Genomic DNA, 23,298 nt, shown 5'->3' on the forward strand with positions numbered 1-23,298 from the left:
CTCTAGGAGCAATCATGGAAAACGTTCTCGGCCTCGTCGCTCTGGCTTGTGGTCTGATTGTCGGTCTGGGTGCCATCGGCGCGTCGATCGGTATCGCCCTGATGGGTGGCAAGTTCCTCGAGTCCTCCGCTCGCCAGCCCGAATTGATGAACGAACTGCAGACCAAGATGTTCGTTCTGGCCGGTCTGATCGACGCTGCGTTCCTGATCGGCGTCGCCATCGCCCTGCTGTTCGCCTTCGCCAACCCGTTCACCCTCGGTTAATCGGCGTAGCCTTTCGAGACTGAAAGGAGTCGAACCGTGAATATCAACGCGACCCTGTTCCTGCAGGCCGTTGTCTTCGCGATCCTGGTGTGGTTCACGATGAAGTTCGTGTGGCCGCCGATCACGAGGGCACTGGACGAGCGGGCTCAGAAAATCGCCGACGGGCTTGCTGCCGCCGACAAGGCCAGGACTGAACTCGCCGCTGCCAACCAGCGCGTCGAGGAACAGCTGGCCAGCTCGCGCAACGAGACCGCGGCCCGCCTGGCGGAAGCCGAGCGCCGTGCGCAGCAGATCATCGAGGAGGCCAAGGTGCGTGCCACCGAGGAAGCCAACAAGATCGTGGCGACGGCCAAGGCCGATGCCGAGCAGCAGGTGGTGCAGGCACGCGAAACCCTGCGCGAGCAGGTGGCTGCGCTGGCCGTCAAGGGCGCCGAGCAGATCCTGCGCAAGGAAGTCAACCCGACGGTGCATGCGGATCTGCTGTCCCGTCTGAAGACCGAGCTCTGATTCATCAGCGCTCGCTCAAAGGAAACGCTCCATGGCAGAACTCGCCACCATTGCAAGACCCTACGCCGAGGCCCTGTTCCAGGTGTCCCGTGCCGACCTGTCCGGCACGCAAGCCTGGCTGGACGGTTTGGCGAACGCGGCAGGCAACAACGAGTTGCTGCAGTTCGCGGCTAACCCCAAGGTCAACGCCAGCCAGGTGTTCCACATCGTCACCAGCGTGCTGAAGAACCCGCTGCCCGAGCGTGGCACCAACTTCCTGCGCACCGTGATCGACAACGAGCGACTGGCCGCGCTGCCCGAGGTGGCGCGCCAGTTCCGCCAGCTGGCCAACAGCGTGAGCGGCAGTTCCGACGCCCTGATCCAGAGCGCCTTCCCGATCGGGCAGGGCGAACTGGCTGAGCTGGTCGGCACGCTGGAGAAGCGCTTCGGCCGCAAGCTCGAGCCCACGGTGGAGGTTGATCCCTCGCTGATCGGCGGCGTGCGGGTGGTGGTTGACGACGAAGTGCTCGACACCTCGGTCAAGGCGCGCCTGGAACAAATGAAGATGGCCCTGACCGCCTGAACGTCAGGCCAGGCTCCTCGATAAAACCTCATAGGACAAGGAAAGAGTCATGCAACTCAATCCCGCAGAAATTTCAGAACTGATCAAGAGCCGCATCGAGGGCCTGGGTGTCAGCGCCGACGTGCGCAACCAGGGCACCGTGGTGTCGGTCACCGACGGCATCGTGCGCGTGCACGGCCTGTCCGATGCCATGCAGGGCGAGATGCTGGAGTTCCCGCCCTCGCCCGATGGCCAGCCGAGCTTCGGCCTGGCGCTGAACCTCGAGCGCGACTCCGTCGGCGCCGTGATTCTGGGCGAGTACGAGCACATTTCCGAAGGCGATACCGTCAAGTGCACGGGCCGCATTCTGGAAGTGCCCGTCGGCCCCGAGCTGATCGGCCGCGTGGTCAACGCCCTGGGCCAGCCGATCGACGGCAAGGGCCCCATCAATGCCAAGATGACCGACGTGATCGAGAAGGTCGCGCCGGGCGTGATTGCGCGCCAGTCGGTCAGCCAGCCGGTGCAGACCGGCCTCAAGGCCATCGACTCGATGGTGCCCGTGGGCCGCGGCCAGCGCGAGCTGATCATCGGCGACCGCCAGACCGGCAAGACCGCGGTGGCGATCGACACGATCATCAACCAGAAGGGTCAGAACATGACCTGCGTGTACGTCGCCATCGGCCAGAAGGCGTCGTCCATCAAGAACGTGGTGCGCGCCCTGGAGAAGGCCGGCGCCATGGACTACACCATCGTCGTTGCCGCCTCGGCCTCCGAGTCCGCCGCCATGCAGTACGTGGCCGCCTACTCGGGTTGCACCATGGGCGAGTACTTCCGCGACCGCGGCGAAGACGCCCTGATCATCTACGACGACCTGTCCAAGCAAGCCGTGGCGTATCGCCAGGTGTCGCTGCTGCTGCGCCGCCCGCCGGGCCGCGAAGCCTACCCTGGCGACGTGTTCTACCTGCACAGTCGCCTGCTGGAGCGCGCCGCGCGCGTGAACGCCGACTATGTCGAAGCCTTCACCAAGGGCGAAGTCAAGGGCAAGACCGGCTCGCTCACGGCCCTGCCGATCATCGAGACGCAGGCCGGCGACGTGTCCGCCTTCGTGCCGACCAACGTGATCTCGATCACCGACGGCCAGATCTTCCTGGAAACCAACCTCTTCAACGCCGGCATCCGTCCCGCCATCAACGCGGGTATCTCGGTGTCGCGCGTCGGTGGTGCGGCCCAGACCGACCTGATCAAGAAGCTGGCCGGCGGTATCCGTACCGACCTGGCGCAGTACCGTGAACTGGCCGCCTTCGCGCAGTTCGCGTCCGACCTGGACGCCGCCACCAAGAAGCAGCTGGACCGCGGTGCCCGTGTGACCGAGCTGCTGAAGCAGCCGCAGTACAGCCCGCTGCCCATCAGCCTGATGGGGGCCTCGCTGTTCGCCGTCAACAATGGCTACATGGACGACGTGGAAGTCAAGGACATCCTGCCGTTTGAGGCCGGCCTGCATGGCTATCTGAAGGACAAGCACGGCGATCTGCTGAGCAAGCTCGAGTCCGGCAAGGCCATCGACAAGGACAAGGATCTGGAAGCGGCCCTGAAGGCTGCGGTCGAAGCCTTCAAGAAGACCTTCGCCTGATCCTTTCACTGAAAGGACGATAAGCAATGGCAGTCGGCAAGGAAATTCGCGGCAAGATCAAATCGGTGGAAAACACCAAGAAGATCACCAAGGCCATGGAGATGGTGGCCGCGTCCAAGATGCGCAAGGCGCAGGATCGCATGCGCTCGGCCCGTCCCTACGCCGAGAAGGTGCGCAACATCGCCGCCCACCTCGGCGCGGCCAACCCCGAGTACGTGCACCCCTTCATGAAGTCGAACGACGTCAAGAAAACCGGCCTGATCGTGGTGACCACGGACAAGGGCCTGTGCGGCGGCATGAACACCAACGTGCTGCGCGCCGTCACCGCCAAGCTGCGTGAGCTGCAGGGCGAGGGCGTGCAGACGGAGACGGTGGCCATCGGCAACAAGGGGCTTGGCTTTCTGACGCGCGTCGGCGCCAAGGTGGTGTCGCAGGCCACGCAGTTGGGCGACACGCCGCACCTCGAAAAGCTGATCGGCCCCGTCAAGGTGCTGCTCGACCAGTACGAGAAGGGCGAGCTGAACGCGGTCTACATCGCCTACACCCGCTTCATCAACACCATGAAGCAGGAGTCGGTGATCGAGCAGCTGTTGCCCCTGTCGGCCGAGCAGATGCAGCAGGAAACGCGCGACAGCGGCAAGCAGCACTCCTGGGACTACCTGTACGAGCCGGATGCGCAGTCAGTCATCGACGACCTGCTGGTGCGCTACGTCGAGGCGCTGGCCTACCAGGCCGTGGCCGAGAACATGGCGTCCGAGCAGTCGGCGCGCATGGTGGCCATGAAGGCCGCCACCGACAACGCCGGCAACGTGATCAACGAACTGAAGCTGGTCTACAACAAGACCCGCCAAGCGGCGATCACCAAGGAACTGTCCGAGATCGTGGCGGGCGCTGCGGCGGTCTGACACCGATCACACCCGAATACAAGTATTGGAGCAAGACAAATGGCTCAAGAGAACATGACGAACACCAAGGGCGTTCAGGGAAAAATCGTTCAGTGCATCGGCGCCGTGGTCGACGTGGAGTTCCCGCGCGACCAGATGCCCAGGGTGTACGACGCGCTCAAGATGGAAGGCTCGGCGCTGACGCTGGAAGTGCAGCAGCAGCTGGGCGACGGCATCGTGCGCACCATTGCGCTGGGGTCAAGTGACGGCCTGCGCCGCGGCATGATGGTGACCAACACCGCAAACCCCATCACCGTGCCCGTGGGTCCCGCCACGCTGGGGCGCATCATGGACGTGCTGGGCAACCCGATCGACGAGCGCGGTCCGGTCGACCAGACCCAGACCGCTTCCATCCACCGCAAGGCGCCCACCTACGACGAGCTGTCGCCGTCGCAGGAATTGCTGGAAACCGGCATCAAGGTGATCGACCTGATCTGCCCGTTCGCCAAGGGCGGCAAGGTGGGCCTGTTCGGCGGTGCCGGCGTGGGCAAGACCGTGAACATGATGGAACTCATCAACAACATCGCCAAGGCGCACTCGGGCCTGTCGGTGTTCGCTGGCGTGGGTGAGCGTACCCGCGAGGGCAACGACTTCTACCACGAGATGGCCGAATCCGGCGTCGTGAACCTGGAGAACCTGGGCGAGTCGAAAGTGGCCATGGTGTACGGCCAGATGAACGAGCCGCCGGGCAACCGCCTGCGTGTGGCGCTGACGGGCCTGACCATCGCCGAATCCTTCCGTGACGAAGGCCGCGACGTGCTGTTCTTCGTCGACAACATCTACCGCTACACGCTGGCCGGTACCGAAGTGTCCGCGCTGCTGGGCCGCATGCCTTCCGCCGTGGGCTACCAGCCGACGCTGGCCGAGGAAATGGGCCGCCTGCAGGAGCGCATCACCTCCACCAAGGTGGGCTCCATCACGTCGATCCAGGCCGTGTATGTGCCGGCGGACGACCTGACCGACCCGTCGCCCGCCACCACCTTTGCCCACCTGGATTCGACCGTGGTGCTGTCGCGTGACATCGCGGCGCTGGGCATCTACCCCGCCGTGGACCCGCTGGACTCGACCAGCCGCCAGCTCGATCCGCTGGTGGTCGGCGAAGAACACTATGGCGTGGCCCGCCAGGTGCAGGGCACGCTGCAGCGCTACAAGGAACTGCGCGACATCATCGCCATTCTGGGCATGGACGAGCTGTCGCCGGAAGACAAGCTGGCCGTGGCCCGTGCGCGCAAGATCCAGCGTTTCCTGAGCCAGCCGTTCCACGTGGCCGAGGTGTTCACCGGCTCGCCCGGCAAGTACGTGTCGCTGAAGGACACGATCAACGGCTTCAAGATGATCGTGAACGGCGAGTGCGACCACATGCCCGAGCAGGCGTTCTACATGGTCGGCACCATCGACGAGGCCATCGAGAAGTCCAAGAAAGTCTGAAGTGACGCCCCCTGAGTCGCTTAGCGCCTTCCCCCAGAGGGGGACGCCGCCAGTGGCCGGGCCAAACCCGCTCCACGGCGGCACGGACATGGTCTGCTCCGCGACCCTCGGATCGGGGAAGCGTGCCAGACATGCAGGTGTCGCGGCAGGGGTACAACGAGGAATAAAAGCATGGCCAATACCATTCATGTCGACGTGGTCAGCGCCGAGGAGTCGATCTTCTCGGGCGAGGCCACGTTCGTGGCACTGCCCGGTGAGGCCGGCGAACTGGGCATCTATCCGCGCCACACCCCATTGATCACGCGCATCAAGCCCGGTTCGGTGCGCATCACCAAGGCCAACGGCGAGGAAGAGTTCGTCTTCGTCGCCGGCGGCATTCTGGAAGTGCAGCCCAACCTGGTCACCGTGCTGTCCGACACCGCCATCCGCGGCAAGGACCTGGACGAGGCCAAGGCGGCCGATGCGCGCAAGCAGGCCGAGGAAGCCCTCAAGAACGCCAAGAGCGAGATCGACATGGCCCGTGCCACGTCGGAGCTGGCCATCCTGGCGGCCCAGATCGCCGCGCTGCGCAAGTATCGCCAGAAGCGCTGATCGAGAGACAGCCCATGCGCGCCGCATTCGACGCCGGCGCCGTACTTTCCAGGCCCGCCTCGTGCGGGCCTTGTTTTTTGATAACTAATGCCTTTGGGCGACAGCCAGGCACTGCCTAAAATCCACACCATGTTTCTAGGCAAGGCCAAGGCGGGCGAAAACGTCCAGGTGAAGGCTGCGGCGCTGCTCATCACGTCGGGCGCGCTGGTCGAACTGAGCGCTGCCGACGCGCGCGAAGTGGTGGGCTACATGCGGCCCGAACTGGTGAAGGCCGGGCAGGTGGTGATTCGCGAAGGCGAATCCACCCGCAACGACTTCATGGCGCTGGTGCTGGATGGCGAGGTGACCGTGGAGAACTCCGTCGCCGCGGCGCACGACAGCATGGTGGTGTCGGTGCTGGGGCCGGGCAGTCTGATCGGCGACATGGGCATCATCGACGGCGGCCCGCGCTCGGCCACCTGTACCGCGTCGACCGATCTGGCGCTGGCCGTGCTCACGCGCGACTCGTTGACCCGTTTGATGGAGAACAAGCCCGGCGTGGCGGCGCGCCTGCTGCTGGCCATGTCCAAGCGCATTGCCGATCATCTGCGCGAAACCAACCGCAAGCTGATGACGTTCGCCCAGGTCAGCAAGGCCTTGCAGCAGGAGCTGGATGCCGCCCACGGCGTGAACAAGCGCCTGCTGGACCAGGTGGCTGCGCTCCAGGGCAAGCCGGTGATGGGCGCCCCCGGCGCCAACAAGCTCTGAAGAAGCGGAGCCCGCGCCGCGTCAGCGCAGCACCGGCTCGTCCGGCAACTGGTTGGGCTCGTCGCGCGACGCCTCGGGCGATTCGGGAAAGTGCGCCACCAGCACCGCCGAGACCTCCTCCAGCGCCTTGGTCAGCCCGTCCTCGAAGCGGCCCTCGTGCAGCGCGCCGCCCAGGCGCGTCACCATGGCTTGCCAGGCGCCCGGCGCCACCAGCCGGTTGACGCCGCGGTCGGCGACCAGCTCGATGGCGTGTTCGGCCAGCAGCAGGTAGATCAGCACGCCGTTGTTGTGCTCGGTGTCCCACACGCGCAGCTTGGAGAACTGCATCAGCGCCCGCTGCCGCACGATCTCGGTCATGGGGATGCGGTCGCGCAGGTGGCGCCACAGGTAGCTGGTGGGCAGCCCGCCCTCGACGCAGATGCGCACCTCGCCGGTGTGGCGCTGCTCGCTGGCGGCCACGCGGCGGCGCAATTGTTCGGCCAGCGCCGGGGAATGGCGCGCGCGGCATCGGTGTGGTCGAGCCAGCGGTGGCGGATCAGGCGGGCGATGGTCTTGAACACGGTCACCACCCCGCTGGCGCCGCCGCCACCAAAATTGCCGCCGCCGCCAGAGCCGAAGCCACCCCGAAGCCGCCGCCAAAACCGCCACCGCCGCCGCCCCAGCTGCCCCCGAGGGCGGCGGGATCACCGGGCCGCCCCAGCCGCCCGAGCGCCCGCGCGAGCGCGGTTGCGGCAGGGCCGACACGATGCCGCTGAACAGCGCGAACACCAGCGCGATGACGCCGGCGATGATGGCCAGTGCCAGGCTGGCCGTGACCACGAACGCCAGCCCGCCCACGCCCGCGCCGGTGGCCAGCGCCCCCAGCTTGCGGCCGAAGATGCCACGCGCGAAGGCGTTGATCATCGGCATGGCGACGAACAGCAAAATGGCCAGCTCGAACAGGCCCAGCCCCAGGTCGCCCTGGCCGCTGCGCCCTGCGGCTGCGTCACCGGCGGCAGCGCCTCGCCCCGCACCAGCGCGCCGATGCGGTCCACGCCGGCGTTCAGCCCGCCGGCGTAATCGCCGTTGCGGAAATGCGGCGTGATGGCCTCGTTGATGATGTGGCTGGCGGCGATGTCGGGCACCGCGCCTTCCAGCGTCTTGGCCACCTCGATGCGCACGCGCCGGTCCTGCACCGCCAGCAGCAGAATCAGGCCGTCGCCGACGTCCTTGCGGCCGATCTTCCAGGTGTTGCCGACGCGGTTGGCGAAGGCGGCGATGTCTTCCGGCGCCGTGGTCGGCACCACCAGCACCACCACCTGCGCGCCCTTGTCTTGCTCCAGCGCCGCCAGCTTGGCCTCCAGCGTGGCCTTCTGGGCCTCGTCCAGCGTGCCCGAGGTGTCGACGACGCGCGCGGTCAGCGGCGGCACCGGCACCAGTTGCTGGGCGTGGGCGGCGAGCGCCGAGAGCGCTATTAATAAAATAGCTATCAGGGCACGAAGGAAGGGCTTCAGAGGCACTTTTTATATGTAAACGATGGCCGCAGGCGAGCAAGGCCTGTGAGCGTCAGCGCGATGCCGCCGGGCCCGGACCAGTGGTGAAGTCCACGCGCGGCGCGGTGGAGATGGCGGCCTCGTTGGCCACGGTGAAGTTTTCCTTCGGCTTGTAGCCGAACACCATGCCCGTCAGGTTGGTCGGGAAGCTGCGTGCCAGCACGTTGTACTGCTGCACCGCCTCGATGTAGCGGTTGCGCGCCACGGCGATGCGGTTCTCGGTGCCTTCCAGCGCCACGCGCAGATCGGCGAAGGCCTTGTTGGCCTTCAAGTCGGGGTAGCGCTCCACCGTCACCATCAGGCGGCTCAGTGCGCTGGACAGCTCGCCCTGCGCGGCCTGGAATTGCCTGAAGGCTTCGGGGTTGTTCAGCGTTTCGGGCGTCACCTGGATGCTGGTGGCCCTGGCGCGGGCGTTGATCACCTGGTTGAGCGTGTCCTGCTCGAACTGGGCTTCGCCCTTGACGGTGTTGACCAGGTTGTCGATCAGGTCGGCGCGGCGCTGGTACTGGTTGACCACCTCGCTCCAGGCCGACTTGGTGGCTTCGTCCAGGCGCTGGAAGTCGTTGTAGCCGCAGCCGGTGAGCGACACGGCCATCGCCAGCACGGCGCCGATCTTGAGCAGCCAGCTTTTCATGGGAATTCCTCCGAACTCAGAGAGTGGTTTTGAACAGGCGCGGAAGTTAGCATGAAACGAATGCTTTGTTCTGTAGGCTGAGCGCTCGTTCTGCGCCCACCCCATGTTCGCGTGGTGTGCTGGCCACGCGGCACAATGCGGGGCTGTCATCACCCGAGCCTTCGCGTGCCATGCCCAAGTCCCGCTACCGCGCCGCCCAGCACGGCGGTTCTGCCGACGACGTCGAAGCCGCCTTCTACGAAGCGCTGCAGGCCGGCGACATCGAGCAGCTCATGGCCTGCTGGGCCGACGAGGACGACATCGTCTGCGTGCACCCCGGCGGGCCGCGGCTGGTGGGCGCGGCGGCCATCCGCGCCGCGTTCGAGGCCATGTTCGCCAACGGTGCCGTGCGCGCCCACCCCGAGCGCCTGCGCAAGGTCGAATCGCTCGGCGCCGCCCTCCACAACGTGCTGGAGCGCGTGGACCTGGTGACCGCCGAAGGCACGCAGCACGCCTGGGTGGTGGCCACCAACGTGTACTTCAAGACGGCACAGGGCTGGCGCCTGGTGGCGCACCATGCCAGCCCCGGCCGCAGCGAGGTGGCCGAGGTGTCGCAGCCGGCGCAGCTGCTGCATTGAAGCTGCGGGCTGCGGCCTTTTCAAGAAAAAGTGGCTTCAGCGCCCGACGGGCAAGCGCAGGCAGCTATCAAAATAGAAGTGACCCCTATCGCGCGCCCGCCTGGCTGCCGGGCGGCCAGTTGCAGACGCTGTGGCCGGCGCTCCACGCGCGCCGTGTGGCCGGGCCGCGCATCGCCTACCGGCGCGAGCGCTGGGACACGCCCGATGGCGACTTCGTCGATGTCGACTGGCTCGAACCTGCCGCACCGGCCGGCGCGCCGCTGCTGGTGCTGTTCCACGGCCTCGAAGGCTCGTCGCGCAGCCACTACGCCGAGGCCTTCGCCGGCTGGGCGCGCTCGCACGGCGTGGGCCTGGCGGTGCCGCATTTCCGCGGCTGCTCGGGCGAACCCAACCGCGCCCCGCGCGCCTACCACTCGGGCGACTTCGCCGAGGTCGGCTGGCTTCTGGCGCGCTTCCAGGGCGCGCAACGGGCGCGCGGCGGCGGGCCGGTGCTGGCCGTGGGCGTGTCGCTGGGCGGCAATGCGCTGCTGCGCTGGGCGGGCGAGGCGGGCGTCAGCGCGGGGACGCTGGTCGCGGCGGTGGCGGCGGTGTGTTCGCCGCTCGACCTGGCGGCGGGCGCGCAGGCCATCGGACGCGGCTTCAACCGGCAGGTCTACACCCGCCTGTTCCTGCGCAGCATGAAGACCAAGGCGCGCGCCAAGCTGGCGCAGCACCCCGGCCTGTTCGACGCCGGGCGCCTGCGCGCCGCACGCGACCTGATCGCCTTCGACGACCTGTTCACCGCGCCGCTGCACGGCTTTGCGGGGGCCGGCGATTACTACCGCCGCGCCTCGGCCAAGCCGGTGCTGGCCGACATCCGCGTGCCCGCGCTGGCGCTGAACGCGCAGAACGACCCGTTCGTGCCCGCTGCCTCGCTGCCGCGCGCGGGCGAGGTCGGCCGCCACGTGACGCTGTGGCAGCCGCCCGAGGGCGGCCACGTCGGCTTCTGCCAGGGCCGGGCGCCGGGCCATGTGTTCTGGCTGCCGCGGGCGGTGGGTGGCTGGCTGCTGGCGCAGGCAGAGGTCCCGGCGCGGGCCGGCCATGCCAGCTCGTGACTGGCATGAAGGGGGGACTTGGGTGAATTTCTTGATGATCACTGAATGGTTCCAGCGCTTTACTGATCGGCGCTGACAGCTCATCAAAAAGAGCGATCAACGGCGTCAAATTGTTGTCGCCGGAATCCTCGCCTCATGGGCCGTTGACAAGGCGCCTGGACACACCTGCCCGCACTGCTGGCCATAATGGCCGCATGGACGACATCGTCAGGCAGGCCATGGCCAAGTGGCCCAATGTGCCCAGCGCCTATGGCTGGCTGGGGCTGGACGCGCGCGGCAACTGGTACCTGCGCGACGAGCAGGCGCAGGCGGCCGGCGCGTTTGCCAGCGGCCGACCGGGCGCCAAGGGCGCGCTGGTGCAGCTGGAGAAGCTGGTCGACTTCATCCAGCGCAATTACGAAGTCGACGAGGCCGGCCGCTGGTTCTTCCAGAACGGGCCGCAGCGCGTGTTCGTCGAACTCGAAGCCACGCCCTGGATCTGGCGCGTGGCGGCCGACGGCAGCGTGACCGCGCACGACGGCCGCCCGGCGCAGGTGCACGCGGTGTTCACCGACGAGCAGGGGCGGGTGTACCTGCGCACTGACCGGGGTTTCGGCCTGGTGCACACGCAAGACGTGGCCGGCGTGGCCGAGGCGGTGGAAGCCGGCCGCTGGACGCCGCAGGCGGTGCAGGCGGCTGAACTGCCGGTGCGGGAAGGCTATGTGCCCAGTCCCCAAGCGCAGGCTGGCGGCCGGTGAGCAACTGATTGCTTCTGTCTGGCTTGATCGTCAAGAAGTCTCGGATGCCGCGCGGATCGCATCCGCCGTGTGGGAGCGGGCTGACCCGCGATCAAGCGGTGGTGGCGACCAGGCGCCTCATCGCGGGCCAGCCCGCTCCCACAACGCTGTCTGACACTGGTTGCCGATCACGCTGTTTTGATAGCGGCCGGCGCTTGATGGGATTGGCCTGGCGGCCAATTTGGCCATAAAAAAGCCGCTCATCAAGCGGCTTTTTGAGTGCTGGCGCAAGGGGCTTTCAGCGCGCGGCGTTCACCATGTAATCCACGGCGGCCTTGATCTCGTCGTCGGTGGCGGTGGAGGCGCCGCGCGGTGGCATGGCGTTCAGGCCGTTGATGGAGGACTTGTAGAGCGCGTCCATGCCTTTGGCGATGCGCGGTGCCCACTCTTCCTTGTTGCCCGACTTGGGCGCGCCCGCCACGCCGGCGGCGTGGCACACGGTGCACGACTTTTCGTACAGCGCCTTGCCCACTGCCGGGTCGGACGTGGTGGCGGCTGCGGCGGCGCCCGGTGCCGCTGCAACAACGGCAGCGGCAGGCGCGGCCGCCGAGGCTTCTGCGGCAGCAGGCGCGGCAGCAGCCGGCTCGGAGGCGGCTGCAGGTGCAGGCGCCGGTGCAGCAGCCGCTGCCGGCTCTGCGGCAGCCGGGGCGCCACTGGCCGCATCGGCCGGAGCCGCCGGCTCGGCGAGCTTGCCGCCAGCGGCGTTGGCCATGTAAACCACGGCGCGGCCGATTTCCAGATCGGAGAAGTTGCCGCCACCTTGCGGTGCCATGGCGCCCTTACCCTTCAGCGCCGAGGTCAGCAGGGCGTCGTAGCCCAGCGCGATGCGCGGCGCCCAGGCCGCGTGGTCACCCGACTTGGGCGCGCCCGACACGCCGGTGGCATGGCAGGCCGTGCACTGGGCCTTGTAGACCGCTTCGCCGGTCTGCAGCGGGCGGTTGGCATCGCGGATCTCGACCGTGCCCACCTTCTGCAGGCGCTCGGCGATGCCGCGCTGCACTTCGCTGACGCCCGGCGCCGGCAGCGTGGCGGAGGTGACGTAATAGACCAGGCCGATGATGATGAACACCGGCAGCACGAAAGCCAGAACGCTGGCCCAGAACAACTGCTTGGGCGTCTTGATGGGGCCGGTGTGTGCTTCGTGCGTGATGTCGCTCATGGCGTCCTCGGGAGGGCTCGGTCGTGGGTTGTGCGGGGTGCGCGGCACGCAGCCAGCCAGCAACCACCGGGGCTCGCGCGCGACGAAGGGCGATTATAGGCCGCGCCCAGGCGGCCATCGGGCGCAGACAGCCGCCGGGCGGCGCGCTGTTCGTCAGCTGGCGGCCGCGACGGGCGGCATCGGCGGCTGGTAGTCGGTCCAGCCGCCACCCAGGGCCTTGTACAGCTGCACTTCGTTGGCGCGCTGTGCCAGCCGCACCTGGGCCAGCGCCTGCTCGATGGCGAACAGCGAGCGCTGCGCGTCCAGCAAGTCCAGGTAGTTGGCGATGCCGTTGCGGTAGCGCAGGTCGGCCAGGCGGAAGCGGTCGCGCTCGGCCGCGGCCTGCGCCTGCAGCGCGCTCAGCTGGTCGGCCAGCGTGGCGCGGCCGGCCAGCGCGTCGGCCACCTCGCGGAAGGCGGTCTGGATCGACTTCTCGTACTGCGCCACGGCGATCTCGCGGCCGGCGCGCGCGGCGTCCAGGTTGGCCTGGTTGCGGCCCATGTCGAAGATCGGCAGCGTGATGCTGGGCCCGAACGACCAGGCCTTGCTGCCGCTCGAGCCGAACAGGCCGTCCAGATCGCCGCTGACGCGGCCCAGCGAGCCGGTGAGCGAAATGCGCGGGAAGAAGTTGGCGCGCGCCGCGCCGATGTTGGCGTTGGCGGCGATCAGCTGCTGCTCGGCGGCGCGGATGTCGGGGCGGCGCAGCAGCAGGTCGGACGGCAGGCCGGGAGGCACCTCGGTGAAGGTGGGCAGTTCGGCCACCGGCTCGACCGCGGCGGTGGGCTGCGACAGGCTGCGCGGCGCCTCGGGCGTGACCACTGCCGGCACGGGCGGGATCAGCCGCTCGGGGATCGGCTGGCCCACCAGAAGCGTCAGCAGGTTGATGTCCTGCGCGCGCAGGCGCTGCTGCTGGGCGCGCGTGGCCTGCGCGTTGGCGGCCAGCGATTCGGCCAGGCGCATGTCGAGCGCGGACGAGGCGCCGTTGTCGAAGCGCAGCCTGGTCAGGCGCAGCGACTGCTCGCGCGTGCCCAGAGTGCGCTCGGTCAGCAGCAGCAGCTCGGTGTCGGTCTTCAGCTGCAGCCAGGTGCTGCTGACGGCGGCGATCAGGCTGATCTGCGCCGCCTTGCGCGCTTCCTCGGTCGCCAGGTAGTTGGCCAGCGCCACATCCTTGAGCGCCGCCACGCGACCGAAGAAATCCAGCTCCCAACCGGCCACGCCGATGCCCACTGTGTAGTTCGACGACACACTGGGCCCGCCCAGCGCCTGCATCGGGTTCGGGGCCGAGCGCGTGCCGCTGGCCGAGGCGCCCACCGTGGGGAACTGGTCGGCGCTGCGGATCTGGTACTGCGCGCGCGCCTGCTCGATGTTCTGCACCGCCACGCGCAGGTCGCGGTTGTTCTCGATCGCCATGGCGATCAGTTCGCGCAGCTGCGCATCGTGCACGAACTGCTGCCACGGCAGGTCGGCGGCGGCGATGCCGCCCACTTCCTGGGCGCCGGCGCTGTCGGGCCAGGTGGCGGTGACGGGCGCGGCCGGGCGCTCGTACTTCGGCACGAAGGAGCAGCCGGCCAGGACGGCGAGGGCCAGGGTGCTGAGGCCGGCACGCAGGCCGGGCAGAGGGGTGCTTGTCGTCATGGAATCATGACCTCCTTGGGGGCTTGGTCGGCCGGGGTGATTTCCTCGCCGGCGGCCAGTTCGCGATCATGCGCGCGTTGCTCGCGGCTGCGGAACATGGTGCGCACCAGCAGGAAGAATACCGGCACCATCATGACCGATAGCGTGGTGCCCACGGTCATGCCCCAGAACACGCCGGTGCCGATTTCGCGCTGGCTGGCCGAGCTGGCGCCCGAGGCGATGTACAGCGGCACCACGCCCATGATGAAGGCCAGCGAGGTCATCAGAATGGGTCGAAAGCGCAGCCGCGCCGCCGCCAGCGAGGCCTGCAGCACGCTCATGCCCTGCGCCTGCAGGTCCTTGGCGAACTCGACGATCAGGATGGCGTTCTTGGCCGACAGGCCGATCACCGTGATCAGGCCGATCTGGAAGTACACGTCGTTGGGCATGGCGCGTATCCACACGCCGAACAGCGTGCCCAGCACGCCCAGCGGCACCACCAGGATCACCGACAGCGGAATGGTCCAGCTCTCGTACAGCGCGGCCAGGCACAGGAACACCGCCAGGATCGAGAACGCGTACAGGATGGCCGATGAGGCGCCCGCCTTCTTCTCGTCCAGCGAGATGCCGGTCCACTCGTAGCCGAAGCCGGCCGGCAGCGTCCCGGCAATGCGCTCCATCTCGGCCATGGCGTCGCCCGTCGAATAGCCGGGCGCCGGCTCGCCGGTGATGGACATGGACGGATAACCGTTGTAGCGCTTGAGCTGCATGGGGCCGCTGACCCACTTGGCGCTGACCATGGTGGACAGCGGCACCAGCTGGCCCTGGTTGTTGGGCACCTTGAGTGCCAGCACGCTCTCGGGTGTCATGCGCTTGTCGGCGTCGGCCTGCACCGTCACACGCTGCATGTAGCCCTGGTTCGGGAAGTCGGTGACGTAGGCCGAACCCAGCGCCGTGCCCAGCGTGTTGGAGATGGCGGCCACGCTGACGTTCTGCGCTGCGGCGGCGTCGCGGTCGATCTCGATTTCCCACTGCGGCGCGTCTTCCACGCCCTCGGGACGTACGCCGACCAGGATCGGGCTTTGTGCCGCCGTGCCCAGCAGCTGACCGCGCGCGGCTACCAGCGCCTCGTGGCCCATGGCGTTGCGGTCGAGCAGGCGGAACACAAAGCCGCTGCCGGTGCCCAGCTCGGGGATGGCCGGCGGCGTGATGACGATCACGAAGGCGTCGCGGATGCTTTGCAGCGCGCCGGTGGCGCGCCCGGCCAGCGACATGGCGCTTTCCTCCGGCTTGGTGCGCACGCCCCAGTCCTTCAGCGTGGCGAAGGCCAGCGCCATGTTCTGCCCGGTGCCGGAGAAGTTGAAGCCGATGATGCTGACGATGTTGTCGACCTCGGGCTGCTCCATCATGTAGGCCTCGACCTCCTTCATCACGTTGAGCGTGCGCTCCTGCGTGGCGCCTGGCGGCAGCTGGACGTTGACGATCACGTTGCCCTGGTCCTCGGTCGGCAGGAAGGCGGTGGGCAGGCGCATGAACAGCAGCGCCACAACGGCGATGATGGCCGCGTACACCGCCATCATGAGCCAGCTGCGGCGCATCACGCGCACCATGCCGCGCTCGTAGCCGCGCGTGGCGCGGCCGAAATGGCGGTTGAACCAGTTGAAGAAGGGGCCGAAGAAGCCCGTCTTCTTGTCGTGCGCATGGCCCTTGGGGATGGGCTTGAGCATGGTCGCGCACAGCGCCGGCGTCAGCGTCAGCGCGAAGAAGCCGGAGAACGCGATCGACACCGCCATCACCAGGGAGAACTGGCGGTAGATGTTGCCGGTGGCGCCCGCGAAGAAGGACAGCGGCAGGAACACCGCCACCAGAATCACCGTGATGCCGATCACCGCGCCCGAGATCTGGCTCATGGCCTTGATGGTGGCCGCCTTGGGCGGCAGCCCTCCTCGGCCATGATGCGTTCGACGTTCTCCACCACCACGATGGCGTCGTCCACCACGATGCCGATCACCAGCACCATGGCGAACATTGCCAGGATGTTGATCGACATGCCCAGGTACAGCAGCACGGCGAAGGTGCCCAGCAGCGCGATGGGCACCACGATGGTCGGGATCAGCGTGTAGCGCCAGTTCTGCAGGAACACGAACATCACGATGACCACCAGCGCGATGGCCTCCAGCAGCGTCATCACCACCTTCTGGATCGAGATCTCGACGAACTTGGAGGTGTCGTAGGGCACCGCCCAGCTCACGCCCTCGGGCAGGAAGGATTCCAGCTCGCTCATCCGCTGCTTGATGGCGGTGGCCGTGGCCATGGCGTTGCCGGTGGAGGTCAGCTGGATGCCGACCGCCACCGAGGGCTGGCCGTTCTGGCGCGAGTTGAAGGTGTAGGTTTCAATGCCCAGTTCGACGCGCGCCACGTCGCGGATGCGCACCGACGAGCCGTCGGCGCGCGCGCGCAGCACCACGTCGCCGAATTCCTCGGGCGTGTCCAGCTGGCCGCTCGGCACGGTGATGGTGGCGTTGATGGTCTGGCCCGGCAGGCTGGGCGTATCGCCCAGCGAGCCGCCGGCAATCTGCATGCTCTGGCTGGTGATGGCGCTGTTGACGTCGGCCGCCGTCAGGCCGTAGCCTTCCAGCTTGGCCGGGTCGATCCAGATGCGCATGGCGCGGCCGGACGCGAACAGCTGGGCATCGCCCACGCCTGGCACCCGTTTGAACTCGGGCAGCAGGTTGCGGTTGACGTAGTCCGCCACGTCGTCACGGGTGGCGTTGCCACTCGAGTTGAAGCTCACCACCATCAGGAAGTTGGTGCTGGCCTTGTCGATCCGCACGCCGGTGCGCTTGACCAGATCGGGCAGGCGGGGTTCGGCGCGCGAGAGGCGGTTCTGCACCTCGACCTGGGCGATGTCCGGGTCGGTGCCGGGCTCGAAGGTCAGCGTCAGCTGCGCGAAGCCGGCGGCCGGCGAAGTGGCCTCCATGTACATCAGGCCCTCGGCGCCGTTCATCTCGCGCTCGATGAGCGAGATCACGGTTTCGTCGATGGTCTTGGCGCTGGCGCCGGGGTAGGTGGTCATCACGCGGATGGTGGGCGGCGCGACCGAGGGGTACTGCGACACCGGCAGCTGCGTGATCGACACGATGCCGGCGATCACCACGAAGATGGCGATCACCCAGGCAAAGATCGGGCGGTGGATGAAGAACTTGGGCATGGTGGGCGCCTCTTCCGATCAGCGCGAGGCCGCCGCTGCGGGGCCCGATGCCGCGGCACTCGCCGCCGCCTGCGCCGGCGCGACGGACGAGGATGCTCCTGATTTAGGAGCTGCCGGCGCTTGCCCTGCCTGCGCTGGAGCCTGATTTGGCTTGTAAGGCACGGGCTTGACCGTCTTCACGCCCGGCATCAGCTTCATGAAGCCGTCCACCATCACCTGCTCGCCGGGCTGCAGGCCGCCCAGGATGATCCACTGGTTGCCCTGGGCCTCGCCCAGCGTCACCGGGCGCCGCGTGAACGAGCCGTCGGCCGCCACCACCGTGGCCACGTCGCCCTGCGGCGTACCGCGCGTGATGGCCTGCTGCGGCAGCAGGATGGCGTTCTCCACCTGCGCCTGCTGCAGGCGCACGCGCACGTACATGCCGGGCAGCAGCAGTTGCTGCGGGTTGGGCACCTCGGCGCGCAGGCTCACCTGGCCGGTGCCGGGGTCCACCGTCAGGTCGGTAAACAGCAGGCGGCCGGCTTCGGCGTAGGGTTGGCCGTTCTCCAGCAGGATCTGCACGCGCGCCGCGTTGGTGCCCGAGCGCGCCAGCTGGCCGCTTTGCAGCGCCTGGCGCAGCTGCAGCACATCGCCCGCCGGCTGGGTGAGGTTCACGTACAGCGGGTTGGTCTGCTGGATCACCGCCAGCTGCGTGCCTTCCTGCGCGCTTACCAGCGCGCCCTCGGTCACCAGCGAGCGGCCGATGCGGCCCGAAATCGGCGCCGTCACCGTGGCATAGCCCAGGTTGATGCTGGCCGTGCGCACGGCCGCGCGCCCCGCGGCCACCTGGGCCTGCGCCGCCTTCTCGGCCGCCACGGCGGCATCGAACTCCTGCTTGCTCACCGCGTTGGCGGCCACCAGCGGCCGAAAGCGTGCCACCAGCGCGCTGGCATTGGCCAGGCTGGCCTGCGCCTGCGCCAGTTGCGCCTGCGCACTCTGCTGCGCCGCCTGGTAGGGGGCCGGGTCGACGTGGTAGAGCACCTGGCCGGCGCGCACGTCACTGCCTTCGGTGAACACGCGCTTGGTCAGAATGCCGGTGGCGCGGGCGCGCACTTGCGCCACGCGCGAGGGCTCCAGCCGCCCGGGCAACTCGGTCGACAGGCTCACGGTGCCGGGCTGCACGGTAACCACGCCCACCTCAGGCGGCGGCATGGCCCCGCCCGGGCCCCGGGCCTGCGGCCTGGTCATTCTTGTTGCCGCAGGCGGCCAGGGCGGCGGCCAGCAGCACGGCGGCCCCCACGGGCAGCAGGCGGCGCGGTGAAAGGCGGCGGATGGCGGGATGGTCGGGCATGGTTGTTCTCTGGTTGAGTGGCGCGCGCCGGGCGGCGAACGGCCACGCCAGGCGCGAAAAAGGCGAAAGGTTACAGCGGGCGGCTCGGCTTTGCGCGAACGCCAGCTCCTGACCCCATGCAGGGGAAACCGGCAATTATACATACATTGTTGAATGTATGTATGTTAAGATCCCGTGAAATGTTGCAGGATTTCGAGGACTGAGCGCATGGCGCGCCGCACCAAGGAAGATGCCCTGGCGACCCGCGAGGCGTTGCTGGACGCTGCCGAACTGGTGTTCGAGCAGCGCGGCGTGTCGCGCACCTCGCTGTCCGACATCGCCAAGGCCGCCGGCGTCACGCGCGGCGCGGTGTACTGGCACTTCAAGGACAAGGCCGACCTGTTCAACGCCATGATGGAGCGCGTGACGCTGCCGCTGGAGTCCGAACTGGCCGGCTTGGCCGAGGCGCCCGGCGATCCCATCGACGTCCTGGTCATGCAGCTGCTGCGCTCGGTCGGGCAGATCGCGAACGACGCGCGCACCCAGCGGGTGCTGAACATCGCCGTGATGATGGTCGAACACGTGGAAGACCTGTGGCCCGTGCGTGACCGCCACGTGCAGATCGACCGCGCCAACGTCGAGCGCGTGTGCCAGGTGTTCACGCGCTCCAGCGCCTTGCGGCACCAGCCGCTGCCGGCCAACGCCGAACAGCTGGCCGAGGGCTTTCACGCCATGGTGCGCGGTCTGGTCTACAGCTGGTTGCTGCAGCGCTCGTTCGACCTGGAAGCCACCGCCAGCATCGCCATCGATGCCTACCTTGCCGGCATCGGCCTGCCGCGCCAGCTGCTGCTGGCACCCCGGCGCCGCTGCTGGCGCAATCAGGGATAATCGCGGGCTGTCCAGACAAGCGGCTGTAGCTCAGTGGATAGAGTATCGGCCTCCGAAGCCGAGGGTCGTGGGTTCGATCCCCGCCAGCCGCGCCACTTAAAAAGTCGTTATAAATCAACGACTTGCATCAATTGATGTCCCCGCTACATCGCCCTGCTGCAAAGGGTGATCGATGAATGGGCTTTTCCGCCGGGTGGCTGTTGAGCCACGCCGGTGGCCGGCGTAAGACCGCTTTCCGTCGTTCGCACCGGACCCGCGCTGCAGCCTCCTGATCGCGAGTGGAACGCGCTTAGTCGACCGGGGAGGCCGCCATCCGCGCCGCGCGCGCTGGCCAGGCGGCCGAAGGTGCTTTCCATGGCGCTGACGAGTTTGCTGCTGGCCCCCGCGATGGCCAGTTCGAGCGTCGGCGCCTGGTGGTCGACGGCGAGCGGCTGGCGGCCCGAGGGGCGGGCTTCGAGCAGGCAGCGCTTGTCGTTGTCGCCGCCACGGGCGCTGTTGACGTCGCTCAGATGCGCCTCGATGCGGGTGAGCCGGGCATCGAAATGGCCCACCGCCTTGGCCAGGTCCTGCTCGAAGCGTTCGCGCTGCTTTTCCGTCAGTGCGATGTGGAGGTCGGTTTGGATGAAAACCTGCATGGACAACTCTCCTCGGTGTGTGGCCGCGTCACGTTTTGGATGCCGCGACGCGGGCACGGGCATTGGACAAATTCAGAACCGGTAGGTGGCCGCCAGGCCGCTGCGGGTGGGCATGCGGTCGGCCGGCACGATCACCACTTCGCCGCCGCTGCGCAGCACCCGCTCGCCCAGGTCGTCCAGCATGTCGTCGATCCGCGGATCGTCCAGCCTGGCCTCGACCAGCGCGCCGGTGTCGGCGTCGATGCGCCCGGGGATGTGGCGGTCGGCCTCCAGCAGCAGGGTGGCGACACGCCCCTCGGTCGCGGCGCGGGCCACGTCGGACAGATCGGCGCTGCCTTGCTGCCTGGCCTGGGCGGCCGCAAAGCGTCGATCAGGCCCGCCAGTCGCTCCAGGTAACGCGGCTGCACCACCGCCCAGGCGCGCTCGCGCAATTCGTCGAGCGAAAGCTGGCTGGCATCGACGTCGAGGCTGGCGTCCATCAGGTGCGGGTTGGTGCTGACCTGGCGCAGCAGGTGGTGGTGCTCCGGCAGGGCCGCCAGCAGCAGCGGCCAGCCGCTCGGCCGCGAGTGGTGCTCCAGCACCGCACGATCGACTTCGCGGAAGAACTTCTCGGTGTCGCCCTCGATGCCATCCTGCTTCACGTCGCTGGCGCCGTGCCGCCCCATCACGCCGGGTTCGACCCGGCCGTGCGTGCGCGAGGCGCGGTCGCGCTGCGCTTCGCGCATGGCCAGGTCGTCCAGGTCGCGAGGCACCTCCGGCGCCAGTGCGATCTCGTCCACGCGGTCGCGGTTGCCCTCGAACAGGCGCGCCGAATGCCGGCTCAGCGCCAGGATCTGATAGCGGTCGGCCGACTGCACGATGCGCATCAGGGGCTTGGTGTGAAAGCTGTCGGCGACGATGGCCAGTTCTTCCACCGGGCGCTGCAGCCGATAGACGCCGAACATGTCCGCGGCACCCAGCACGGCCAGGCCCTCGGCGCCGTGGTTCCAGAACTCGGCATCGTCCGCCAGCGCGTTGAACGGTGCCAGCAGCGGGGCGATGTCGCGGTCCGCGTACTTCTGTTGCAGCGAGGTTTCCAGCTGCTTGACCAGGTTGCGAAAGCGTATCGGGTCCTGCTGCCGGTCGGGAAATTGCCGGTGGGTCGGCTGGTACAGCGACAGGCAGGGGGCTTCGTGTGTGCCCAGAATCCTGGCGGGGTAATCGTTGCTGAGGTTGGCCACGGTTGAATCTCCTGAGGCGTTCGCGATGCGCTGCTCATCCCTTGGATCCGGGGGCGACTCGGGGACGTTCAGCGAGGGCACGGAGAAGGCCGCGCGCTCGCATCGATGATGGGCGGTGATCTCGGCACCGCCATGGACCTTATAGCCCATCTGGGGCCGGGTGCATCGAGGCTGGGGCAACCGCCAGCTTCTCTCCGAGGAGATCACCCCAGGACGTGTTCTTGCCTGAGGGCGCCAGCAGGGCAGGGGCGGGCGGAGAAAAAGCCTTGGCGGGTGCCAAGGCTTTTTCAGGGGTGATTGCTATGAATAATGTAGCTGTCTACGCTTGTGCAGCAAGCGCTCAAGCCCTTTTGACTTAAAAAACACTCATGCCGGCAAGGCCACCAGCGGGTTGCCGAACATCGGGTCGTCCTGCTTCGAGGCCAGCGCCTTGTCCAGATCGATCCCCAGCGCCTTGGCCACGCCGGCGCCGTAGGCCGGGTCGGCCGCGTGGCAGTTGCGGATGTGGCGGAACTTGATGAAGTCGGGCACGGTGCCGTCGGCGTTCATGTCGGCGGCGGTGTTGTCGAACAGCGCCTGCTGCTGCGCGGGTGTCATCAGGCGGAACAGCTTGCCGGGTTGCTCGAAGTAGTTGCTGTCGTTCTCGTGGAAGCTCCAGTGCTGGGCGTTGCCGGTGATCTTGAGCGGCGGCTCGGCAAACTCGGGCTGCGCCTGCCACTGGCCGAAGCTGTTGGGCTCGTAGTGCGGCAGGGCGCCGTAGTTGCCGTCGACGCGGCCAATGCCGTCGCGGTGGTTGCTGTGCACCGGGCAGCGCGCCTTGTTCACCGGAATCTGCTGGTAGTTGGTGCCCAGGCGGTAGCGCTGCGCGTCGGCGTAGTTGAACAGGCGCGATTGCAGCATGCGGTCGGGGCTGGCGCCGATGCCGGGCACCAGGTTGCCGGGCGCGAAGGCGCTTTGCTCGACGTCGGCAAAGAAGTTCTCGGGGTTGCGGTTCAGCTCGAACTCGCCGACTTCGATCAGCGGGTAGTCGCCCTTGTACCAGACCTTGGTCAAATCGAACGGGTGCAGGCGGTACTGCTCGGCCTCGGCCTCGGGCATCACCTGGATGTACATCTTCCACTTGGGGAAGTCGCCGCGCTCGATGGCCTCGAACAGGTCTTTCTGGTTGCTTTCGCGGTCCTGGCCCACCACCTCGGCGGCCTCGGCGTTGGTCAGGTTCTGGATGCCCTGCTGGGTGCGGAAGTGCATCTTGACCCAGAAACGCTCGCCCTGCGCGTTCCAGAAGCTGTAGGTGTGCGAGCTGAAGCCGTGCATGTGGCGGTAGCTTTTCGGGATGCCGCGGTCGCTCATCACGATGGTCACCTGGTGCAGCGCCTCGGGGATCAGCGTCCACCAGTCCCAGTTGTTGCGCTTGCTGCGCAGGTTGGTCTTGGGGTCGCGCTTGACGGCCTTGTTCAGGTCGGGGAACTGGCGCGGGTCGCGGATGAAGAACACGGGCGTGTTGTTGCCCACCATGTCCCAGTTGCCCTCTTCGGTATAGAACTTCAGAGCGAAGCCGCGGATGTCGCGCTCGGCGTCGGCGGCGCCGCGCTCGCCGGCCACGGTGGTGAAGCGGGCGAACATCTCGGTCTTCTTGCCGACTTCGCTGAAGATTTTGGCGCGCGTGTATTTCGTGATGTCGTTCGTCACGGTGAAGGTGCCGAAGGCACCCGAGCCCTTGGCGTGCATGCGACGCTCAGGCACCACCTCGCGCACGAAGCCGGCCAGTTTCTCCTGCAGCCACACGTCCTGCGCCAGCAGCGGGCCGCGCGGGCCGGCGGTCAGGCTGTCGCGATTGGTGGGCACCGGGGCACCGAAGTCGGTGGTCAGGTGGGTCACGGGGCACTTCTTGGCGTTGTCGGTCATCGGGGGTCCTTTCG

General features: G+C 67.7%; 20 protein-coding genes, 1 tRNA gene and 2 pseudogenes. 13 read left to right on the top strand and 10 right to left on the bottom strand.

The genetic code is table 11. The features are described from left to right. Nucleotides 1-14: 14 nt before the first annotated feature. The 8 genes from atpE (at nucleotide 15) to H0I39_RS11390 (ending at nucleotide 6,651) form a co-directional block, all read left to right on the top strand. Entirely contained in the window at nucleotides 15-263 is a 249-nt protein-coding gene (atpE, locus tag H0I39_RS11355) for a F0F1 ATP synthase subunit C (RefSeq protein WP_028603996.1), read from the top strand. 36 nt (nucleotides 264-299) lie between these two features. After that, nucleotides 300-770 carry a F0F1 ATP synthase subunit B gene (locus tag H0I39_RS11360; RefSeq protein WP_180550546.1) on the top strand — a complete coding sequence of 157 codons (471 nt, stop codon included), beginning with the start codon at nucleotides 300-302 and terminating at the stop codon, nucleotides 768-770. A 31-nt stretch (nucleotides 771-801) separates the two neighbouring features. After that, the gene (locus H0I39_RS11365; RefSeq protein ID WP_180550547.1) at nucleotides 802-1,332 is read left to right on the top strand and encodes a F0F1 ATP synthase subunit delta; all 531 of its coding nucleotides are present in this window, start codon (nucleotides 802-804) and stop codon (nucleotides 1,330-1,332) included. Nucleotides 1,333-1,381: 49 nt separating this feature from the next. Next, nucleotides 1,382-2,941 carry a F0F1 ATP synthase subunit alpha gene (gene atpA / locus H0I39_RS11370; RefSeq protein ID WP_180550548.1) on the top strand — a complete coding sequence of 520 codons (1,560 nt, stop codon included), beginning with the start codon at nucleotides 1,382-1,384 and terminating at the stop codon, nucleotides 2,939-2,941. 26 nt (nucleotides 2,942-2,967) lie between these two features. Further along, the gene (atpG, locus tag H0I39_RS11375) at nucleotides 2,968-3,846 is read left to right on the top strand and encodes a F0F1 ATP synthase subunit gamma (protein ID WP_180550549.1); all 879 of its coding nucleotides are present in this window, start codon (nucleotides 2,968-2,970) and stop codon (nucleotides 3,844-3,846) included. A 39-nt stretch (nucleotides 3,847-3,885) separates the two neighbouring features. Continuing rightward, nucleotides 3,886-5,313, top strand: a complete 1,428-nt coding sequence (atpD, locus tag H0I39_RS11380) for a F0F1 ATP synthase subunit beta (protein WP_180550550.1) — start codon at nucleotides 3,886-3,888, stop codon at nucleotides 5,311-5,313. A 171-nt stretch (nucleotides 5,314-5,484) separates the two neighbouring features. Beyond that, nucleotides 5,485-5,904: a F0F1 ATP synthase subunit epsilon gene (locus H0I39_RS11385; RefSeq protein ID WP_180550551.1), complete on the top strand. Its 420-nt coding sequence runs from the start codon at nucleotides 5,485-5,487 to the stop codon at nucleotides 5,902-5,904. Nucleotides 5,905-6,033: 129 nt separating this feature from the next. Continuing rightward, on the top strand, nucleotides 6,034-6,651 hold the full coding sequence (locus H0I39_RS11390; protein WP_180550552.1) for a cyclic nucleotide-binding domain-containing protein: 618 nt from the start codon (nucleotides 6,034-6,036) through the stop codon (nucleotides 6,649-6,651). Nucleotides 6,652-6,672: 21 nt separating this feature from the next. Here H0I39_RS11390 and H0I39_RS23325 read toward each other — a convergent pair whose 3' ends face one another. Genes H0I39_RS23325 through H0I39_RS11405 form a run of 3 tightly spaced genes read right to left on the bottom strand, consistent with a single transcriptional unit; the run spans nucleotide 6,673 to nucleotide 8,817 of the window. Beyond that, nucleotides 6,673-7,560 (bottom strand): TPM domain-containing protein, encoded by an 888-nt coding sequence (locus tag H0I39_RS23325; protein WP_307776812.1) that lies wholly within the window; start codon nucleotides 7,558-7,560, stop codon nucleotides 6,673-6,675. After that, nucleotides 7,551-8,150 (bottom strand): TPM domain-containing protein, encoded by a 600-nt coding sequence (locus H0I39_RS23330; protein WP_308645836.1) that lies wholly within the window; start codon nucleotides 8,148-8,150, stop codon nucleotides 7,551-7,553. Before H0I39_RS23330 ends, H0I39_RS23325 begins: the two co-directional genes overlap by 10 nt. Nucleotides 8,151-8,196: 46 nt before the next feature. Beyond that, nucleotides 8,197-8,817: a LemA family protein gene (locus H0I39_RS11405; protein WP_180550553.1), complete on the bottom strand. Its 621-nt coding sequence runs from the start codon at nucleotides 8,815-8,817 to the stop codon at nucleotides 8,197-8,199. Between the two features lie 170 nt (nucleotides 8,818-8,987). On the opposite strand from H0I39_RS11405, the gene H0I39_RS11410 reads away from it, so the two are divergent. The 3 genes from H0I39_RS11410 to H0I39_RS11420 all read left to right on the top strand — a co-directional run bounded on the left by H0I39_RS11410 (nucleotide 8,988) and on the right by H0I39_RS11420 (nucleotide 11,265). After that, nucleotides 8,988-9,434: a YybH family protein gene (locus H0I39_RS11410; RefSeq protein ID WP_180550554.1), complete on the top strand. Its 447-nt coding sequence runs from the start codon at nucleotides 8,988-8,990 to the stop codon at nucleotides 9,432-9,434. A 119-nt stretch (nucleotides 9,435-9,553) separates the two neighbouring features. After that, nucleotides 9,554-10,528 (top strand): YheT family hydrolase, encoded by a 975-nt coding sequence (locus H0I39_RS11415; protein ID WP_257645766.1) that lies wholly within the window; start codon nucleotides 9,554-9,556, stop codon nucleotides 10,526-10,528. Between the two features lie 194 nt (nucleotides 10,529-10,722). Continuing rightward, nucleotides 10,723-11,265, top strand: a complete 543-nt coding sequence (locus H0I39_RS11420) for a DUF2946 family protein (protein ID WP_180550555.1) — start codon at nucleotides 10,723-10,725, stop codon at nucleotides 11,263-11,265. A gap of 277 nt (nucleotides 11,266-11,542) precedes the next feature. On the opposite strand, the gene H0I39_RS11425 is transcribed toward H0I39_RS11420, so the two are convergent. From H0I39_RS11425 to H0I39_RS11440, 4 genes and pseudogenes are all read right to left on the bottom strand, one after another. Next, a complete protein-coding gene (locus H0I39_RS11425; RefSeq protein ID WP_180550556.1) occupies nucleotides 11,543-12,463 on the bottom strand; it encodes a c-type cytochrome in 921 nt (306 codons plus the stop codon). 153 nt (nucleotides 12,464-12,616) lie between these two features. Beyond that, on the bottom strand, nucleotides 12,617-14,137 hold the full coding sequence (locus H0I39_RS11430; protein ID WP_180550557.1) for an efflux transporter outer membrane subunit: 1,521 nt from the start codon (nucleotides 14,135-14,137) through the stop codon (nucleotides 12,617-12,619). Next, a pseudogene (locus tag H0I39_RS11435) lies at nucleotides 14,134-17,327 on the bottom strand (efflux RND transporter permease subunit). The gene H0I39_RS11430 and the pseudogene H0I39_RS11435 overlap by 4 nt, the downstream one beginning before the upstream one ends. Before the next feature lie 18 nt (nucleotides 17,328-17,345). Beyond that, nucleotides 17,346-18,657: pseudogene (locus H0I39_RS11440) on the bottom strand (efflux RND transporter periplasmic adaptor subunit). Between the two features lie 207 nt (nucleotides 18,658-18,864). Here H0I39_RS11440 and H0I39_RS11445 point away from each other — a divergent pair. Both H0I39_RS11445 and H0I39_RS11450 read left to right on the top strand, forming a co-directional pair. After that, nucleotides 18,865-19,524: a TetR family transcriptional regulator gene (locus H0I39_RS11445; protein ID WP_180550558.1), complete on the top strand. Its 660-nt coding sequence runs from the start codon at nucleotides 18,865-18,867 to the stop codon at nucleotides 19,522-19,524. Between the two features lie 19 nt (nucleotides 19,525-19,543). Next, nucleotides 19,544-19,619, top strand: a tRNA-Arg gene (locus H0I39_RS11450). Between the two features lie 48 nt (nucleotides 19,620-19,667). Here H0I39_RS11450 and H0I39_RS11455 read toward each other — a convergent pair. The 3 genes from H0I39_RS11455 to H0I39_RS11465 form a co-directional block, all read right to left on the bottom strand. After that, nucleotides 19,668-20,159, bottom strand: a complete 492-nt coding sequence (locus H0I39_RS11455) for an HPF/RaiA family ribosome-associated protein (RefSeq protein ID WP_180550559.1) — start codon at nucleotides 20,157-20,159, stop codon at nucleotides 19,668-19,670. 131 nt (nucleotides 20,160-20,290) lie between these two features. Continuing rightward, nucleotides 20,291-21,379, bottom strand: coding sequence for a baeRF3 domain-containing protein (locus tag H0I39_RS23335; protein ID WP_308645837.1), 1,089 nt, complete (start codon nucleotides 21,377-21,379; stop codon nucleotides 20,291-20,293). Between the two features lie 366 nt (nucleotides 21,380-21,745). After that, complete coding sequence (locus H0I39_RS11465; protein ID WP_180550560.1) at nucleotides 21,746-23,284, bottom strand: catalase; 1,539 nt, start codon at nucleotides 23,282-23,284, stop codon at nucleotides 21,746-21,748. Nucleotides 23,285-23,298: the final 14 nt, after the last annotated feature.

The sequence above is a fragment of the Ottowia beijingensis genome (genome assembly GCF_013423955.1).
GTDB lineage: Bacteria > Pseudomonadota > Gammaproteobacteria > Burkholderiales > Burkholderiaceae_C > Ottowia > Ottowia beijingensis.

Excerpts from the sequence above, each read along its gene's own strand:
- atpE (WP_028603996.1), top strand. The coding sequence starts at position 15 with ATGGAAAACGTTCTCGGCCTCGTCGCTCTGGCTTGTGGTCTGATTGTC.
- H0I39_RS11365 (WP_180550547.1), top strand. The coding sequence starts at position 802 with ATGGCAGAACTCGCCACCATTGCAAGACCCTACGCCGAGGCCCTGTTC.
- atpA (WP_180550548.1), top strand. The coding sequence starts at position 1,382 with ATGCAACTCAATCCCGCAGAAATTTCAGAACTGATCAAGAGCCGCATC.
- atpG (WP_180550549.1), top strand. The coding sequence starts at position 2,968 with ATGGCAGTCGGCAAGGAAATTCGCGGCAAGATCAAATCGGTGGAAAAC.
- atpD (WP_180550550.1), top strand. The coding sequence starts at position 3,886 with ATGGCTCAAGAGAACATGACGAACACCAAGGGCGTTCAGGGAAAAATC.
- H0I39_RS11385 (WP_180550551.1), top strand. The coding sequence starts at position 5,485 with ATGGCCAATACCATTCATGTCGACGTGGTCAGCGCCGAGGAGTCGATC.
- H0I39_RS11390 (WP_180550552.1), top strand. The coding sequence starts at position 6,034 with ATGTTTCTAGGCAAGGCCAAGGCGGGCGAAAACGTCCAGGTGAAGGCT.
- H0I39_RS23325 (WP_307776812.1), bottom strand. The coding sequence starts at position 7,560 with ATGCCGATGATCAACGCCTTCGCGCGTGGCATCTTCGGCCGCAAGCTG.
- H0I39_RS11405 (WP_180550553.1), bottom strand. The coding sequence starts at position 8,817 with ATGAAAAGCTGGCTGCTCAAGATCGGCGCCGTGCTGGCGATGGCCGTG.
- H0I39_RS11410 (WP_180550554.1), top strand. The coding sequence starts at position 8,988 with ATGCCCAAGTCCCGCTACCGCGCCGCCCAGCACGGCGGTTCTGCCGAC.
- H0I39_RS11420 (WP_180550555.1), top strand. The coding sequence starts at position 10,723 with ATGGACGACATCGTCAGGCAGGCCATGGCCAAGTGGCCCAATGTGCCC.
- H0I39_RS11425 (WP_180550556.1), bottom strand. The coding sequence starts at position 12,463 with ATGAGCGACATCACGCACGAAGCACACACCGGCCCCATCAAGACGCCC.
- H0I39_RS11430 (WP_180550557.1), bottom strand. The coding sequence starts at position 14,137 with ATGACGACAAGCACCCCTCTGCCCGGCCTGCGTGCCGGCCTCAGCACC.
- H0I39_RS11445 (WP_180550558.1), top strand. The coding sequence starts at position 18,865 with ATGGCGCGCCGCACCAAGGAAGATGCCCTGGCGACCCGCGAGGCGTTG.
- H0I39_RS11455 (WP_180550559.1), bottom strand. The coding sequence starts at position 20,159 with ATGCAGGTTTTCATCCAAACCGACCTCCACATCGCACTGACGGAAAAG.
- H0I39_RS11465 (WP_180550560.1), bottom strand. The coding sequence starts at position 23,284 with ATGACCGACAACGCCAAGAAGTGCCCCGTGACCCACCTGACCACCGAC.